This window comes from Clostridium cavendishii DSM 21758 (assembly GCF_900141845.1).
In the GTDB taxonomy this organism is placed as follows: Bacteria; Bacillota; Clostridia; order Clostridiales; family Clostridiaceae; genus Clostridium_AG; species Clostridium_AG cavendishii.
Genome location: NZ_FQZB01000010.1, coordinates 187,484 through 204,397 on the forward strand (window position 1 = coordinate 187,484; position 16,914 = coordinate 204,397).

The 16,914-nt window shown below is 29.9% G+C and carries 15 protein-coding genes; 2 read left to right on the forward strand and 13 right to left on the reverse strand.

Annotation, left to right across the window (positions count from 1 at the left end):
- Positions 1-399: 399 nt before the first annotated feature.
- Positions 400-1,617, forward strand: a complete 1,218-nt coding sequence (locus BUB01_RS12315) for a NupC/NupG family nucleoside CNT transporter (protein ID WP_072988025.1) — start codon at positions 400-402, stop codon at positions 1,615-1,617.
- Between the two features lie 39 nt (positions 1,618-1,656).
- On the opposite strand, the gene msrB is transcribed toward BUB01_RS12315, so the two are convergent.
- The 13 genes from msrB to BUB01_RS12380 form a co-directional block, all read right to left on the reverse strand.
- Positions 1,657-2,103, reverse strand: a complete 447-nt coding sequence (gene msrB, locus BUB01_RS12320; RefSeq protein ID WP_200802864.1) for a peptide-methionine (R)-S-oxide reductase MsrB — start codon at positions 2,101-2,103, stop codon at positions 1,657-1,659.
- 242 nt (positions 2,104-2,345) lie between these two features.
- Entirely contained in the window at positions 2,346-3,695 is a 1,350-nt protein-coding gene (gene glmM / locus BUB01_RS12325) for a phosphoglucosamine mutase (protein ID WP_072988028.1), read from the reverse strand.
- An 80-nt stretch (positions 3,696-3,775) separates the two neighbouring features.
- Positions 3,776-4,075 (reverse strand): YerC/YecD family TrpR-related protein, encoded by a 300-nt coding sequence (locus BUB01_RS12330; RefSeq protein WP_072988030.1) that lies wholly within the window; start codon positions 4,073-4,075, stop codon positions 3,776-3,778.
- A 72-nt stretch (positions 4,076-4,147) separates the two neighbouring features.
- Complete coding sequence (locus tag BUB01_RS12335; RefSeq protein ID WP_072988031.1) at positions 4,148-6,304, reverse strand: diguanylate cyclase; 2,157 nt, start codon at positions 6,302-6,304, stop codon at positions 4,148-4,150.
- A gap of 326 nt (positions 6,305-6,630) precedes the next feature.
- Positions 6,631-7,467, reverse strand: a complete 837-nt coding sequence (locus BUB01_RS12340) for an AIM24 family protein (RefSeq protein WP_072988034.1) — start codon at positions 7,465-7,467, stop codon at positions 6,631-6,633.
- A 173-nt stretch (positions 7,468-7,640) separates the two neighbouring features.
- Entirely contained in the window at positions 7,641-8,180 is a 540-nt protein-coding gene (locus BUB01_RS12345) for a 2-oxoacid:acceptor oxidoreductase family protein (protein WP_072988036.1), read from the reverse strand.
- 1 nt (position 8,181) lies between these two features.
- Positions 8,182-8,925 (reverse strand): thiamine pyrophosphate-dependent enzyme, encoded by a 744-nt coding sequence (locus tag BUB01_RS12350; protein WP_072988038.1) that lies wholly within the window; start codon positions 8,923-8,925, stop codon positions 8,182-8,184.
- Entirely contained in the window at positions 8,925-9,995 is a 1,071-nt protein-coding gene (locus BUB01_RS12355; protein ID WP_072988041.1) for a 3-methyl-2-oxobutanoate dehydrogenase subunit VorB, read from the reverse strand. Before BUB01_RS12355 ends, BUB01_RS12350 begins: the two co-directional genes overlap by 1 nt.
- 14 nt (positions 9,996-10,009) lie before the next feature.
- Positions 10,010-10,219, reverse strand: a complete 210-nt coding sequence (locus BUB01_RS12360; RefSeq protein WP_072988044.1) for a 4Fe-4S dicluster domain-containing protein — start codon at positions 10,217-10,219, stop codon at positions 10,010-10,012.
- An 18-nt stretch (positions 10,220-10,237) separates the two neighbouring features.
- A complete protein-coding gene (locus BUB01_RS12365) occupies positions 10,238-10,900 on the reverse strand; it encodes a nucleotide-binding protein (RefSeq protein ID WP_072988047.1) in 663 nt (220 codons plus the stop codon).
- A gap of 443 nt (positions 10,901-11,343) precedes the next feature.
- Positions 11,344-12,414, reverse strand: coding sequence for a butyrate kinase (gene buk, locus BUB01_RS12370; protein ID WP_072988049.1), 1,071 nt, complete (start codon positions 12,412-12,414; stop codon positions 11,344-11,346).
- Positions 12,415-12,450: 36 nt separating this feature from the next.
- The gene (ptb, locus tag BUB01_RS12375) at positions 12,451-13,368 is read right to left on the reverse strand and encodes a phosphate butyryltransferase (RefSeq protein ID WP_278337135.1); all 918 of its coding nucleotides are present in this window, start codon (positions 13,366-13,368) and stop codon (positions 12,451-12,453) included.
- Between the two features lie 288 nt (positions 13,369-13,656).
- The gene (locus tag BUB01_RS12380; RefSeq protein ID WP_072988052.1) at positions 13,657-15,255 is read right to left on the reverse strand and encodes an NAD(P)/FAD-dependent oxidoreductase; all 1,599 of its coding nucleotides are present in this window, start codon (positions 15,253-15,255) and stop codon (positions 13,657-13,659) included.
- A gap of 204 nt (positions 15,256-15,459) precedes the next feature.
- Here BUB01_RS12380 and BUB01_RS12385 point away from each other — a divergent pair, with 204 nt between their 5' ends.
- Positions 15,460-16,887: a glycoside hydrolase family 18 protein gene (locus tag BUB01_RS12385; RefSeq protein ID WP_072988053.1), complete on the forward strand. Its 1,428-nt coding sequence runs from the start codon at positions 15,460-15,462 to the stop codon at positions 16,885-16,887.
- Positions 16,888-16,914 lie beyond the last annotated feature (27 nt).

The following is a 16,914-nucleotide window of genomic DNA, read 5'->3' on the forward strand; positions in this document are numbered from 1 at the left end:
CCACTATATCACTTATCATCTCTTTATTAGCTTATTTTTATGCTTCCAAAATCAATACTTATATACCGTTAAAGAATCCAAAAATTAACTTTTGGTTTGATTTTTTAAGACTAATTTATATATGGATCAAAAACTTAAATTTAAATTTTTTATTTGGCTATTTAAAATTACCCTTATTAATATAATAAATAACACTTTCTTTCACTTAACTTATTTAGTAACAATTCCTCTATTAATTTAATAATAAAGCGCTTACTTAATAAAATATATAAATTCGAGGATACTAATTGTGAAATCAATATCAACTATAACTAAATTCACCTCTTAGAAGTCAACAGATGAGCAAAAGTCTACTTTCTATGGTATAATCGGTTGAAATTATAAACAAAGGAGAAAAAAATGAAAATAATAAGTTTTTTAGGCGCAATTTTAATTTTATTTTTAGCTTTTTTATTATCTGATAACAAGAAAAAAATTAACTACAAAATGGTTGCTACTGGAGTAGCTTTAGAAGTTGTTCTTATTTTAGCAATTTTTAAAATTCCTGTAGTTGAAGCATTTTTCCAAGGTATAGGATTTGGTGTAAATCAATTATTTAAATTTACAACTGAAGGCACAAAATTCGTTTTTGGTAATCTTTTAAATAATGAAAATCCTAATATAGGTTTTATATTTGCATTCCAAATACTACCTACTATAATATTCATTTCGGCTATAATGAGCTTACTTTATCATTATGGTATAATGCAAAAAGTTATAAAGGTTTTAGGAGTTGCTTTCAAAAAGTTACTTGGTACTTCTGGTGCTGAAACAATGACTGCTGTTGCTAACATATTTGTTGGTCAAACAGAAGCTCCTTTATTCGTTAAACCTTACATAGAAAAAATGACTAAATCTGAAGTATTTACAATGATGGTTGCTGGTATGGGTTCTATATCAGTAGGAGCTCTAGCTGGCTATGCAGCTCTTGGTATTCCTGCAAAACATCTTATAATAGCTTCTGTTATATCAGCTCCTGCTTCTATAATAATAAGTAAGATAATAGTTCCTGAAGTTGAAATAGCTGAAACTGCTGGTTCTATAGAACTTTCTTCTGAAAAAGAATTTAAAACTCCAATAGAAGCTTTCTCAGCTGGTACTTCTCAAGGTTTAATGCTTGCTTTAAATGTAGGTGCTATGCTTTTAACTTTCATAGCTGGTATAGCTTTAATAAATGCTATTCTTGGATCTATAGGTGGATTATTCGGATTTTCATCACTTAGTCTTTCTTGGATACTTGGAAGATTATTTGCGCCAATTGCATTTGCTATAGGTATTCCTCAAGAACATATACTATTTGCAGGTGATTTACTTGGCCAAAAAATAGTTTTAAATGAATTTATATCATATATAAAATTAGGAGAAGTATTTAATACTCTTCCTGAAAGAACTGGAATTATATTAACTTATGCTATTTGCGGTTTTGCAAACATTGCTGCTATAGGTATTCAAGTAGCAGGTATTGGTGGATTAGCACCAAATAAAAAATCTCAAATTGGTGAGCTTGGCATAAGAGCCCTTATTGCTGGAACATTAGTTACTCTATTTAATGCATCTTTAATAGGTATATTATTTTAATAAAAGGAGGAGCCTTCGCTCCTCTTTTCTAATATCTGATTACAATATTTGATCAATATATTCTTCATATCCCTCTTCTTGCATTTTATCTTTAGGTATAAATCTTAAAGATGCAGAATTTATACAATATCTTAGTCCCCCATCCTCTTCTGGACCATCATTAAATACATGCCCTAAATGTGAATCTGCATTTTTACTCCTAACTTCAATTCTATGCATATTATGAGTAAAATCCGCCTTTTCTTTTATAAACTTTCTACTTATTGGCTTAGAAAATGCAGGCCATCCACACCCTGAATTAAATTTATCACCTGATGCAAATAACGGCTCTCCCGAAACTATATCTACATATATCCCCTCTTCAAAATGTTTATCATACTCATTAGCAAAAGGTCTTTCAGTAGCATTTTCTTGTGTAACCAAATACTGAAGCTCTGTTAACTTCCTCTTTAATTCTTCTTTCAAAGGCTTTTTATATTCCGCCACAACCTTCACCTCCATTAAATATTTCTTATAGTTATAATACAAAAGATTCTAGTTTTTAAAACTTATAAACAATTTAAATTAATAATAGAAGTAATTTTTTTCTGTGTTTGAAGGGGGGAAGTTGATTAATTTTCGGTGACTTGGAGCGCCAGCGACGGAACAAGAAAATTAATCAACTTTCCCCCTCGTATTGCACCCCGAAAAAAATTCCTAGTAGTTATTATACCACTAGGAATTTAATATTATTTATTTGCTTTTTCTTCAATCATTTTAGCTAGGTCATGAGCCATTTTGTCTATCTCTACTTGGTTTTCCCCTTCAAGCATAACTCTAACCAACGGTTCTGTACCAGAAGGTCTTATAAGAACTCTTCCAACACCATGAAGTGCTTCTTCTATCTTCTTTATTTCAGCTATTATTTCAGCATCCTCTTCATGAATATTCTTCATGTTGTTTGGTATTTTCGCATTTACTAAAACTTGAGGAAGTTCTTTCATTATTGAAGCTAATTCACTTAAAGACTTTCCACTTCTCTTAACTATTGAAGATATTTGAAGTGCTGTAACTAGTCCGTCTCCAGTAGTGTTGTATTCTAAGAATATTATATGTCCTGATTGTTCTCCACCAAGTACATATCCTTCCTTAACCATTTCTTCAAGTACGTATCTATCTCCTACTTTAGTTATTATATTCTTAATACCTTCTTTTTCACAAGCAAGCATTAAGCCTAAATTACTCATTACTGTTACAACTAAAGTATTATCTTTTAGTCTACCTATTTCTTTTAAGTGTTTTGCACATAAAGTTAAAATGTAATCTCCATTTATAAGTTTTCCTTTATTATCTACAGCTAAACATCTATCCGCATCTCCATCAAATGCAAAACCTAAATCACAGCCTTTTTTAACAACATAATCCATAAGTTCTTCTGGATGTGTTGATCCACAGCTTTCATTAATATTTGTTCCATCTGGATTGTCATTTATAACAAAAACATCTGCTCCTAAATCTCTAAAAGCTTGAACAGCTGCTTCATAGCAAGCACCATTGGCACAATCTAACGCAACCTTAAGTCCATCTAAATTAACAGCTATTGTTTGTTTTGCAAATTCTATATAATCTTCAAGCGCCGCTTTTTCTCTTCTTCTTCTTCCTAGATGTTCACCTACTGGTGATGGAACATCTTTGAATCCATTCTCTATTACTCTTTGAATTTCATCCTCTAACTCATCTGATAATTTATATCCTTTATCATTAAAAAACTTGATTCCATTGTACTCTACAGGATTGTGAGATGCTGAAATCATTATACCTGCATCTGCTCCATATTCTCTTGTTAGATGTGCTACTGCTGGAGTTGGAACTACTCCTACACATACAGCTTCAGCACCTACAGAAAGTATTCCTGATACTAATGCTGATTCTAACATATCTCCTGATATTCTAGTGTCTTTTCCAACTATTATTTTAGGTTTATGCGTTCCTTCTGTTAATACATAAGCTCCTGCTCTTCCTAAATCGTATGCAAGCTGTGCTGTTAGTTCTGTATTTGCTATACCTCTAACACCATCTGTTCCGAATAATCTTGCCATAGTAACTACCTCTCTTTTGCAATCTTTACTTTTTCATTCATTAATTATTATAGTCAATTGCGTATAAATTAACAATAGTATTATTTTTCTTTTAGCCTTTCTAATACTATATTATATCCATCAGTTCCATAATTAAGAGCCCTATTTACCCTACTTATAGTAGCTGTAGATGCCCCTGTAACCTCTGCAATTTCATTATATGTTCTTTTATATTTTAGCATTTTAGCAACTTGAAGTCTCTGAGCTAAAGATTTTATTTCATTTATTGTTGCTACATCCTCAAAAAACCTATAACATTCTTCCATATTTTCTAATTGCAAAATAGCATTAAAAAAATAATCCATTTCCTTACTTTGTAATTTGGAATTAAAATTCTCCATTTTTCATAAACTCCTAACAATACCTTTTATAATAATATGTTCTAACACTTTATTATTATAAAATATACCATATTAATTACTATTTTTCAAATCTTCATCACTATATACTACCCTATTTTTCCCCTGTCCCTTTGCAATATAAAGATTATTATCTGCTTTTTCTATAAGCATATTTATGTCTTGATTCTCTTTAGTATTATAAATCATTCCTATACTTACAGTACAAGCTACTCCATATTCCTTAATTTTCAAACAATCAAAAACTCTCTTTCTTATCTTCTGAGCATATTCTATAGCCTTACTTTTATCTACATTTTTTATTATTATAAGGAATTCTTCCCCACCATATCTTAAAAATATAGCATCCTCTTCTAAAACCATTTTAACTAATTTAGAGAATTTCACAAGTATTTGATCGCCTACCACATGCCCATTTTTATCATTAACTTTTTTAAAATCATCTAAATCCATCATTAATAAAGCAGTGTTTTTATCTATCCTATCATTTTTAATAACTTCTTCTAAATATCTTCTGTTAAGAATTGAAGTTAATGAATCCATTGTAGATAACTCTGTTAACTTCTTTTTTATCCTTATGTTAGCTATATTTATAGCAATAGTTTCTGAAATAATACCTGATAATCTTCTAAACTCTCCCTTTTTTGAAGAACTCATTTCAAAATTATAATCAATATTTAAAAGTCCTATTATTTTGCCTTCATCAAATATAGGAAAACAAATATAGGTTTTAATATCATCTATACAATGCTTACATAATGGCTTATGCTCAGCACTTCTAAAATAAATATAATTAGTCTTCAAAGCCCAACAATCACAAAATCTCACTGTTTCCTCTAACTTTAAATTGCCCCAGCTTACTTTTTCTATTAATATTTTCTTTGCATTCTTAATATAAAGCCCTCCACTACTTCCAACAAATATATGAGGTAATGTATATGATAAAACTTCATAAATTTCTTTTTCACTATAGCAATTTTGAAGAAAATTAGAAAGTTCCCTTATCTTCTCTTCTCTTAAACTTTTTTCTTTTAAATCTAATAGACTATTTTTTATTATCTGTTCTCTATTACTTACCTCATTTTCAAGTTCAACATTTTTATTTACTAATGAATCTGAATATTCCTTATTCTTTTTCATTAATACATCAAATGCTTCCTTTAATCTATATATTTCATTTTTACTTTTATAATTTATTTTTGAGTTATGATCTAATAATATAAGGTATTCATTTATTTCATTATCTAAAAAATTAATTCTATCTCTGATTTCTTTAATTGCAAAGAAAGTTATAATCACTATAGCTATAAAACAAGCAATTAAAACCATTAAAACCGAAGTTATTATAACATTTACATTTCTATTTATTACTGTTTCTTCTGATATAGATGTCGCAACTATCCAATCAAACTCCTTAATGTAACTATATTGTGTAATTCTTTTTTCATCTTTTATAGCTGTATCAGTATTTATTTTATATCTTATAATGCCATTTTTGTTCTTTACCATTTGATTAAGCACTGAATTACCGCTATAATCTTTCAAATCATTTATATTCCTATTCGAATAAAATGGATGGATTATTACATTTCCTTGTGTATCCAATACATATGTATATTCTTCTTGGTTTGCATAGGCAGGAGTTTTTACATTTAAATATTCTCTTAATATATATTCTTTTAAATCCTTTCTCTTTATTCTACTTATAAAAGTTATATTCTTATCTTTTACATTTATAATATGATAAATATACTCCTCTCCATCTATATCTAAATAAAAAAACTCATCTCCTTCATTGATCTGGTTTATAATATTATTGTTTTTTAGTCTATTTATATCTTCATTATTATTCGAATATATTAAGTCACCTTTTTCATCTAGCATACTTATCTGAACTTTATTATCAATAGCCTCTTCTTTTAATTCATTTATAATTTTATTCAAATCAACATTTTTTCTAACTATAAATTTAATCATATAATCATCAACACTTTTAAGATAATTTTTACTAGCCGCTTCTATAATTATATCTATATCTTCACTCATAATATTTGTTCTTCCAATTGCATTGTTTAAAACTATATTATAAAAAATTTTATTTGCTATAAAATAAAATATACTCATAGTAAATAAAAATAAACATGAAAAACTTATTATGTAATATTTATAAAAATTACTCCTAAGACTTTTATTTTCTTTTACAATTTTCATATTTACCTCCATATAAAAATTCAAACATATCATCTTAAGTAGTATTTACTATATTAAAAGTTATTAACCCTAAAAAAGCCATTGATTAAGTAATACCTTTTACTTAATCAATGGCTTAAATATCTCTCTATTAAAATTTTATTTATATTGATTTTCTTTAAACTTTTCACTCTTATAAATAGCATATGCTCCACCAATTAAATATAAGCTCATAAAAACAATTACAACTATACTTTTAATATCCATATAATTCTCCTCCACATACTCTGTTATTTCCCTAATAATATATTACTATTCTAAATTAATATATACAATAGTTTATTGATTTAATCGTCACTTTCTTCTAATGTTTCCATTTCTTTTCCTTCAAAATTCAAATTATTTTCTCTTATCTTATTGTATATACTCATAGTTGGCGCTAACCAAATCTCACCAGTACCTCTATAAACATTTAAAAAACCTTCTCCTGATGCTACTGTCTGAGCTATGGATTTTGTTGATTTTTCTACTGAAAATTCTATATCGCCAGTTCTTAATATTGCAAAATTACCATCTACCTTTAATACATCATTATTAATTCTACATTTAAAAATTTCACTTTCTGGTACAGGTAATTCTAAAACCACAATACCATTTCCTTTTATTTGTGTTTGAAATACACCTTCATTTCCAAAAATCATAGATGATATTGATTTTTGCATAGAAGCACCAACTTCTACACTTTCTTCTGAAGCATAATAAAGACCATCATCAACTATTATCTCATCATCTTCAAGCTCTAACAAAGCATAATGCTTAAATGATGGCTCTAAAAATATCTCACCAGTTCCTTCATACAAAGGTTTAAATGTGCTTTCATTTGTTACTTTATTCGTAAATATCTTTTTTCCTAAACTTACTACACCACCAAACTTTGTAGTCATATTAATATTTCCCTTTAGATAACTAAGCGCACCAGCTTCTGTTCTTACTCCACTATTATGGAGTATTATTCTTACTTGTCTTAATTTAATCTTAGCATCTTTCATAAACTTTATCTTAGTAGCTGAATCAATATCATGTCCACCTGCTAATTCATCAAACTCTAAGACTTGAAATAATGAATCACCACTCATTTCTGCTATCTTTGTAAGTTTATTTTGTATATTTAAAGAAGTTCTCATAACCTCACTCCTACATAATGTTAATATTTATTATACCAAAATTTTCTTGTTTTATGCAATCATAATTAAGAAATGAAAACCTAAAAATATATTAAAAAAATTGAGAATTGAAAATGATACTTTTTTCTAGAAAAAATACAACTTAATTCTCAACCCTCAATTTTAATGATTCCTTATTTGTTATTCTTAACTATTTCAACACCTAACTCTAAAGCCTTTTTATTAACCTCAAAAAACTTTTCTTTTCCATGTTCTTTAAGTGAAGTTAATAATTCCTCTATAGATACTATTGAAGTTTCTTCTACAAGTGCTCCTAAAAGTACCATATTTGCAATTTTAGAACTGCCTAAGTTGGACGCTAATGTTTGAGCTGGAATTTTTATTACTTTAACATCCTTCCTTATAACATCCCTTGTAACTAAATCACTGTCCAATATTATTAATCCATTTGTTTTTACATAATCTTCAAACTTATCTAATGAAGGTCTATTCATAACCACTAAACTATCAGCCTTAGTAACTACAGGTGATCCTATTTCTCCATCCTCTATTATTACAGAACAGTTAGCCGTACCACCTCTCATTTCAGCTCCATAGGAAGGTATCCATGATACGTTTAAATTAGCATCCATTCCTGCATAAGCTAAAAATTTTCCCATTGATAATATTCCTTGTCCTCCAAAGCCTGCAAATATAATCTCCTGACCTTTCATATTAAACATCCTCCCCTTGCTTTTTCACTCCAAGTGGATAATATTTCATCATACTAGACCTTACCCAATTTAAAGACTCTTCTATATTAAGTCCCCAGTTGGTTGGACAAATAGATAAAACCTCTACCATAGAAAAACCTTTACCATCTATTACATTTTGAAACGCTTGCTTTATAGCCTTTTTAGTTTTAACAACATTTTGAACACTATCTACTGAAGTCCTTTCAACAGAATAGGCACCGTCCACAGTTGCAATCATTTCTGCTATTTTTAATGGATAACCTTGTGTTTTTGTATCTCTTCCATAAGGTGAAGTTTCTGTTACTTGTCCTGGAAGTGTAGTTGGTGCCATTTGTCCTCCTGTCATTCCATAAATACAATTATTTACGAATATTGATACTATATTTTCGCGCCTAGCAGCGGCATGAACTATTTCTCCTGTTCCTATGGCTGCAAGATCCCCATCTCCTTGATAAGTAAACACTATTTTATCTGGATTTGCTCTTTTAATTCCTGTAGCAACTGCAGGTGCTCTGCCATGAGCTGCCTCAAACATATCACAAGCAAAATAATTATAAGCCAATACTGAACAACCTACTGGTGCCACACCTATGGTTTTATCTAAAATTTCTAATTCCTCTATACATTCTCCTATTAATCTATGGATAATTCCATGAGTACACCCTGGACAATAATGAGTTGGAACATCTAACATAGCCTTTGTTGGCTCAAATACTATAGCCATTACTTTTCACCTCCTACAATTTGTACAACCTTTGTAAGAATTTCTTCTGGAGTAGGGACCATCCCACCAACTCTTCCATAGAAATCAACAGGCTTTCTACCCTCAACACTAAGTCTAATATCTTCAACCATTTGTCCCATACTCATCTCAACTGATAAATATCCAAATTTAGTTTTATTAATAGTTTTATCAAAAGCTTCCCTAGGGAAAGGCCATATAGTTATAGGTCTTATTAGTCCTAATTTTATGCCTTTTTCTTTTGCAAGTCTTATAACACTTTTACATATTCTCGATGTAGTTCCATAAGCTACTAATATTAAATCAGTATCCTCTTCTACATTAAATAACTCATATCTAACTTCATTTTTCATTATTTCTTCATACTTTTTAAATAACTTTAAATTATGATTTTCTAATTGTTCTGGATTTAAATATAGAGAGTTTATCACATTATGTGTTTCTCTATTACCCCTTCCATTTGCTGCCCAAGTCTTTTCTGGTATTTCTCTTGAAACCCTTTCTTTAAACTCTACTGGTTCCATCATTTGACCAAGCATACCATCTCCCATTACCATTACAGGCGTTCTATAAATATCTGCAACATCAAATGCCTCTTGTATTATATCTACCATCTCTTGAATTGAATTTGGTACATACACTGGTAAATAATAATCTCCATGTCCACATCCCTTTGTTGCTTGAAAATAATCTGCTTGTGCTGGTTGTATTCCTCCAAGACCAGGTCCACCTCTCATAATATTCATAATCACACATGGAAGCTCTGATGCTGCTATATATGATATACCTTCTGCCTTTAAACTTATTCCTGGACTTGAAGACGATGTCATACACCTCACACCAGTTCCTGCAGCTCCATAAACCATATTTATTGCTGCTATTTCACTTTCTGCTTGAAGAAATACTCTATTTAACTTTGGCATCTCCTTAGCCATATATGCTGCTACTTCGGTTTGTGGCGTTATAGGATAACCAAAAAAACACTTGCATCCTGATCTTATTGCAGCTTCCCCTATTGCTTCATTACCTTTCATTAATACCTTCTTCCCCATTATAACTTCGCCCCCTATCTTTCTACTGTTATAACTAAATCTGGACACATTCTTCCACACGAAGCACAACCTATACATTTACTTATATTTTCTTTTAAAATTTGAGCCGGATGATATCCTTTTTCATTTAATTTACTTGAAAATGAAATTATGCTCTTAGGACATGCCAAAATACAGTGTCCACACCCCTTACACCTATCTTCCCTAAATGTAACCTTTGCCATTTCTTCTCCTCCTACTTCTTACATCCATGATGGCTTCATATAAATATCTATTAAGAAAAATTCTCCAATATTTAAACCTTTAAACTCACTTTCAAATTCCCTTTTAGCTACTGTGAATCCATATGGTATGTTTAATCTTTCCGAAACAAGTTTTATTTCATTATAACCTTCTATTATATGACTTAATTCAGTTTCTACTGAAAGATTACTATTTGATATTAGCTTTGATACCTTTAGTCTACTTGCCTTTTCTATACTCCTTATATACTCCTCTATACCGACCTCATCTTTAGTAAATGGTCTTAATGTATTTATCACAAAAAACATTTCATAATCCTCTTGTTTAAAATACTCATTATACTGACTAAGAGCAGTCGCGCCCATATCATCTCCACCAACATCAAATATTACATATTCATCTTTACTACAAAATGCTGATATAACATTAGGTGGTACAACCATGAGTTCAGCATTAACTAGATGTGGATCTGATGATATTACATTTACTCCATTTGAATTTAAAAAACTAATTTTTTCCCTTATACAAAAATACGGATTTACTATATCCAGATCTATTAGATTTACCTTTTTCCCTTCTTTAGCTAATTTCAAAGCGTAATTAATGGCTATTTCAGTTTTCCCACTTCCAAAATGTCCAGAAAATATTGTTATTCTCTTCATAAAGCCCCCTTGCCTATATCAAATACATTTGTTTAGGTTAAAAACTATTATCATTATACTTATCTTAATACTATCATTTTTGTGAGATAATTTTAATTATTCAGATAATTCTTTTTGTTATGCGTTATGATTTTTTATAAATAATTTATTAACTAATAAGAGTTTTTTTTATCAATTTATTTATTCCTTTTACCCTTTAATATCATTTATTAAAATTCGCATGTATAAATATAAATTTGTATGAATTTTTTGTTAATACAGTTAAATATAAAAAACTTATATTTAACCATTTATTTTATATATGCTACTATTTTTTATAATAATATAAATCATTAACATAACCTGTTTTATAACCATAAATATAAAAACCCTATAGGGTAGATTTTTTAAGTATCTACTCTATAGGGCACATTTTAAACTAAATAAATATTTTTTCTACAATTTTATTTATATTCTTTAGCAGTTTCTTCTCCGCTTAATACTCTTATAGCTCCCTGAGCTAATGCAAGTAATTCATCTTCGCCTGGATATACTGTAACAGGTGCTATCCACTCAACATAGCTCTTTATTCCTTCTACTACTTTTTGTCCGTAGGCTATTCCACCTGTTAATATTATAGAATCTACTTTTCCTCTAAATGTTACAGCTCTTTCACCAATACATTTAGCTACTTGATATATAAATGCATTAAATACTAATTCAGCTTCTTTATTACCTTCTTCAGTCATCTTTAATACATCTCTCATATCATTTGTATCTAGGTAAGCTACACACCCACCTTTACCAACTATTTTTGAATATAATTCTTTTTCTGAATATTTATTGCTATAACAAAGCTTTAAAAGATCTCCTGATGGGGCACTACCAGCTCTTTCTGGTGAGAAAGGACCTTCTCCATCTAAAGCATTATTTACATCTACAACTTTTCCATTTATATGAGCACCAACAGATACTCCTCCACCCATATGAACCACTAAAAGTCTACAATCTTCATATGCTTTACCATTTTCTTTTGCATATCTCTTGGCTACAGCCTTTTGATTTAAAGCATGGAACTTTGACTTTCTTGGAAGTTCAGGAACTCCTGAAATTCTAGCTATATCTTCCAATTCATCAACAACAATTGGATCTACTATAAAAGTAGGGATTTTTAATTCTTTAGCTATTTCATTTGCTATTATTCCACCAAGATTTGAAGCATGTTGTCCTTGAACTCCAACCTTTAAATCTTCTAATAAAGCTTCATTTACAGAATACGTTCCACCTTCCATAGGTTTTAACATTCCGCCCCTACCAACTATAGCATTTAAAGTTTTTATATCAAAATTATTATCCTTTAGAACTTTTAATATTACATCTTTTCTAAAGTTTAATTGTGAATATATAGTATCATATTTTCCTATTTCTTCTGATGAGTGTCTTAAAGTTTCTTCAAATAATTGTTTTTCGTCTTCATATACACCTATTTTAGTTGAAGTTGAACCTGGATTAATTATTAATAATTTATAAGCCATCTTTAAAAACTCCTTAAAAATTTATTTAAACTAATATTATTTTCTATCTGCTACAAGTGCTGCTAAAGCTATTGAGTTAACCTTAGTCTCAAAACTATCAGCTCTTGATGTTAATATAACTGGTGCTGCTGTTCCAACTAATACGCAACCATTTTTTGAATTTGAGAAATAAGTTAATGTTTTGTACATAACATTACCTGTTTCAATATTTGGTAATACCAATATATCTGCTTTTCCTGCAACTGGTCCTTCTATTCCTTTGTGTTTAGCAGCTTCTTCTGATATAGCATTGTCTAATGCAAATGGTCCATTAACTATACAGTCTTTTATTTCTCCATTTTCATTCATCTTTACAAGTTCAGCTGCATCTAAAGTAGCAGGCATATTTTTATTTACAACTTCTACTGCACATACTGGTGCAACTTTAGGCATTTCTACTCCACAAGCTTTAGTAACTAATAATGCATTTTTAATCATACCAGCTTTAGTAGCTACATCAGGATATGTATTAAATGCAACGTCTGTTAAGAATAATAATCTATCAAGACTTGGAATATCAAAAACAGCTACGTGTGACATAAGATTTCCTGTTCTTAATCCTATTTCCTTATTTAATACACTTCTTAAGAATGTTGCTGTATCTAATAAACCTTTCATAAGCATATCTGCTCTTCCAGTAGATACTATTTCTACTGCCTTTAAAGCTGCTTTTTGTGTATCTTCTTCATGTACTATTTCGAATTTACTTAAATCCATTCCTATTTTAGTAGCAATTTCTTTTATTTGGTTTTCATCACCAACTAAAATAGCTTCAACAAATCCTTTTTCATGCGCTAATTTTACAGCTTCTAATACTGGTTCATCCTGTGCTACCGCAACAGAAAGGGTTTTGACTTTAACTTCTTTTAATCTTGAAAATAATTGTTCAAAATTTTTACTCATAAGAACATGCACCTCTTCTAATATTTTTTATTTTAATTTTTTAAGCATATGAAAGAAAATAATAATCCTACTATAAGCAAGAATTCAAATTTTAATTTGGCTAATATGAACTTACTCTGTAAGAGTTCCTTTAAAAATATATTTACCTATTATTTTTTTGAATATGCCTAAATATTAACTACCCAATTAAACACTCCTTGTTAATTTTATAACAAATTTGCATACAAAATCAACCACCTATATCTATATATTAACAAAAAAAAATCTGAAAACCGAAGTTTTCAGAAAATTGTATTTATTTTATTTTTGGGCATACTCTTTCATTATACTTTCAGCCACCTTAAGTCCATCTACAGCAGCTGAAATTATACCACCTGCAAAGCCTGCACCTTCACCTGCTGGATATACCCCACTAAGTGATATACTCTCAAGCTTTTCATTTCTTTCAATTCTTACAGGAGCTGAAGTTCTAGATTCTATGCCAGTCATAACTGCATGATCATCACTAAATCCTTTTATCTTTTTATTAAAATCTACAAGGCCTTCCTTTAAAGTCTCTATTACATAATGAGGTAAACAATTTTTAAGTTCTCTAAATTCATATGCAGGGACTATACTTGGATTCACCTTTCCTAATTTAGTTGAATTTTTATCATTTAAAAAGTCTCCAACTAATTGCACTGGTGCAGTATAATTTTCCCCACCTAATTTATATGCTAAGCTTTCATAATGTCTTTGAAACTCCATTCCACTTAAAGGTGAACTTCCCTCAAAATCATTTGGTCCCACTGTAACAACAAGCGCTGAATTAGCATTTTCCTTATCTCTAGCATGATAGCTCATACCATTTACACAAAGTCTTTCTTCTTCAGATGAAGCTCCAACCACAACTCCACCAGGACACATACAGAAAGAATATACTGCTCTTTCTAATGCTTTACTTTGATATGTTAATCTATATTCCGCAGCCTTAAGCTTTGGATGATTCGAATAATTTCCATATTGATTAAAGTCTATAAGACTTTGTGGATGCTCTATTCTAACACCTATAGCAAATGGCTTAGGTATCATATGAATTCCACTATTTAATATACTTTCATAGGTATCTCTTGAACTATGTCCTATAGCAAGAATTAGAGCTTCACAAGGTATTTCATTACCATTTATAATAGCACCTATTATTTTTCCATCTCTTTTTATTACCGTCTCAAGCTTTGAATTAAAGTGAACTTCTCCGCCATATTTTTTTATTTCTTCTCTTATATTTTTAACTACACCTTTTAATATATCTGTTCCTACATGTGGTTTTGCCTTATATATTATTTCTTCTGGTGCACCAGCTTTTACAAACTCCTCTAAAACAAAATCACATCTAGTATCTTTTATTCTTGTAGTAAGCTTACCATCTGAAAAAGATCCTGCTCCACCTTCTCCAAATTGTACATTTGATTCAGTATTAAGCTTTCCTGTTTTCCAAAAGTTTTCCACAGTCTTTGTTCTTTCATCCACAGCTTCCCCTCTTTCAAAAACTAAAGGCTTATATCCTTTTTTAGCTAAAAGCAAGGCAGCAAAAAGTCCAGCTGGTCCCATACCTATGACTACAGGTCTGTGCTTAAGTTTTTTATTGCCAAACTGAAACTCCTCATTATATTTTGTAGTTTCTATCTTTACATCTTTATCATTAAGCTTCGCTACGAGTTTACTTTCCTCTTTATGTTCTATATCTACACAATAATTAAATTTTATCTGATTCTTACGTCTAGCATCTATAGATTCTTTTACTATCTTTATTTTACCTATTTCTACTTCTGGCATTTTAAGTTTTTTTGCAATTTTCTTATTTATTAATTCTAATTCATCATCTATATCAAGAGTTATATTATTAATTCTTATTGTCATATTTGAACCTCCTTAAATTATTAGGAAAACATTATTTTATCATATCTAAAATAATAAAATCTATACAAATCACAAAATACCTAAAATAATAAATTTTTCCTTATAAAATTATTGAATAAATGTAAAAAACAGGTTGACTTATTTTCAGTTATATTTTAACATTTATATTGTAAACGTATAAAACACTTTTGGGAGGGGTAATTAATGAAAAAATCTTTAAAAGGCTTAATAGCAGCCTTAGCTGTTTCAACTCTTATGGTTAGCTTTGCTCCAAATACAGCAAGAGCTGCTGAGATTAACAAAACTTATAAGTCTATCGGCTATTTTTATCAAGAATCCGGAGACTTAAACGACATTGATGTTACTAAAATAACACACTTAAATTATTCTTTTGGTTTAATCTACCACAATGAAGAAGCAAATGAGCAAAAAGTTCCAACTGACTCTAGTAAACTTTACACAATATACCTACCTGATAAAGTAAAAAAAGATTTAAAAACTATACCTGAATTAAAAAAGAAAAATAAAGATTTAAAAGTATTACTTTCTGTTGGTGGCTGGGGCTGTAGGGGTTTCAGTGATGCAGCTGCAACTAAAGAAAATAGAGAAAAATTTGCAAATTCAGCGCTAGAAATAGTTAAAGAATACAACCTAGATGGAATAGACATAGATTGGGAATACCCAGTTAACGGTGGTTGGGGTGTTATAAAATCAATCCCTGAAGACAAACAAAATTATACACTTCTACTTCAAGAATTAAGAAACAAATTAGGTAAAGATAGTCTTCTTACAATAGCCGGTGCTGCGAATGCTAACTTTGTAAAAGAATGGACAGAATTTTCTAAGGTAGTCCCATTACTTGATTATGTAAATGTAATGACATACGACTATGCGTACGGTTCTCAATATTTTAATTCTAATTTATATGATTCAAAAGAATTTCCTACAATAGTAGCTGGTGATAAATATAGTACAGACTTTATAATTAATAACTACTTGAAGGCTGGTCTTCCTGCTGAAAAAACAAATCTAGGTGCTGCCTTTTATGGAAGGGTTCCTAAAATTGCCTTAGAACCTGCAAAAGATTGGGATCAAGGTGGTAAAGAAGTCACTACCCCATACTTTACAGATTATGAAAAGGGTGTATTTAAAGGATTAGGAGTAGATTTAGATGCTGATACATTTGTTACCTACAAAACAATAGCCTCAAAAATGCTTAACAATCCCTTATTTACCCAAAAATGGGATGATACAGCTAAAGTTCCTTATTTAACAATGAAGGACAAGGATGGAAAGGAAGTTTTCGCTCTTTCTTATGAGAATGAAAAATCCTTAAGTATAAAAATGGACTATGTAAAAGCTAAGGGCTTAGGCGGTGCAATGTTCTGGGATTACAGTTGTGATAGCAAAAATGTTTTAGCTTCTCAGTTAGCTAAAGATTTAAATGTTCAAGGAGTTCCTTATACCCCACCTACTACACCTACTACACCTACTGTACCTAGTACACCAGAAGTAAAAGCAACTGAAAAAGGCAAGTTACCTGCAACTGGAATGCCTTTTGCCTCTTCTTCATTACTATTTGGACTAGCATTAGCTGGTGCTGGAGCTTTAGTAGTATTAAAAAGAAAATAGCAAAAAAGATTCCTACTTATCTAAGTA

Coding starts and splice junctions, on each gene's coding strand:
- BUB01_RS12315 (WP_072988025.1), top strand. CDS start 400: ATGAAAATAATAAGTTTTTTAGGCGCAATTTTAATTTTATTTTTAGCT.
- glmM (WP_072988028.1), bottom strand. CDS start 3,695: ATGGCAAGATTATTCGGAACAGATGGTGTTAGAGGTATAGCAAATACA.
- BUB01_RS12330 (WP_072988030.1), bottom strand. CDS start 4,075: ATGGAGAATTTTAATTCCAAATTACAAAGTAAGGAAATGGATTATTTT.
- BUB01_RS12335 (WP_072988031.1), bottom strand. CDS start 6,304: ATGAAAATTGTAAAAGAAAATAAAAGTCTTAGGAGTAATTTTTATAAA.
- BUB01_RS12340 (WP_072988034.1), bottom strand. CDS start 7,467: ATGAGAACTTCTTTAAATATACAAAATAAACTTACAAAGATAGCAGAA.
- BUB01_RS12345 (WP_072988036.1), bottom strand. CDS start 8,180: ATGAAAGGTCAGGAGATTATATTTGCAGGCTTTGGAGGACAAGGAATA.
- BUB01_RS12350 (WP_072988038.1), bottom strand. CDS start 8,925: ATGGCTATAGTATTTGAGCCAACAAAGGCTATGTTAGATGTTCCAACT.
- BUB01_RS12355 (WP_072988041.1), bottom strand. CDS start 9,995: ATGGGGAAGAAGGTATTAATGAAAGGTAATGAAGCAATAGGGGAAGCT.
- BUB01_RS12360 (WP_072988044.1), bottom strand. CDS start 10,219: ATGGCAAAGGTTACATTTAGGGAAGATAGGTGTAAGGGGTGTGGACAC.
- BUB01_RS12365 (WP_072988047.1), bottom strand. CDS start 10,900: ATGAAGAGAATAACAATATTTTCTGGACATTTTGGAAGTGGGAAAACT.
- buk (WP_072988049.1), bottom strand. CDS start 12,414: ATGGCTTATAAATTATTAATAATTAATCCAGGTTCAACTTCAACTAAA.
- BUB01_RS12380 (WP_072988052.1), bottom strand. CDS start 15,255: ATGACAATAAGAATTAATAATATAACTCTTGATATAGATGATGAATTA.
- BUB01_RS12385 (WP_072988053.1), top strand. CDS start 15,460: ATGAAAAAATCTTTAAAAGGCTTAATAGCAGCCTTAGCTGTTTCAACT.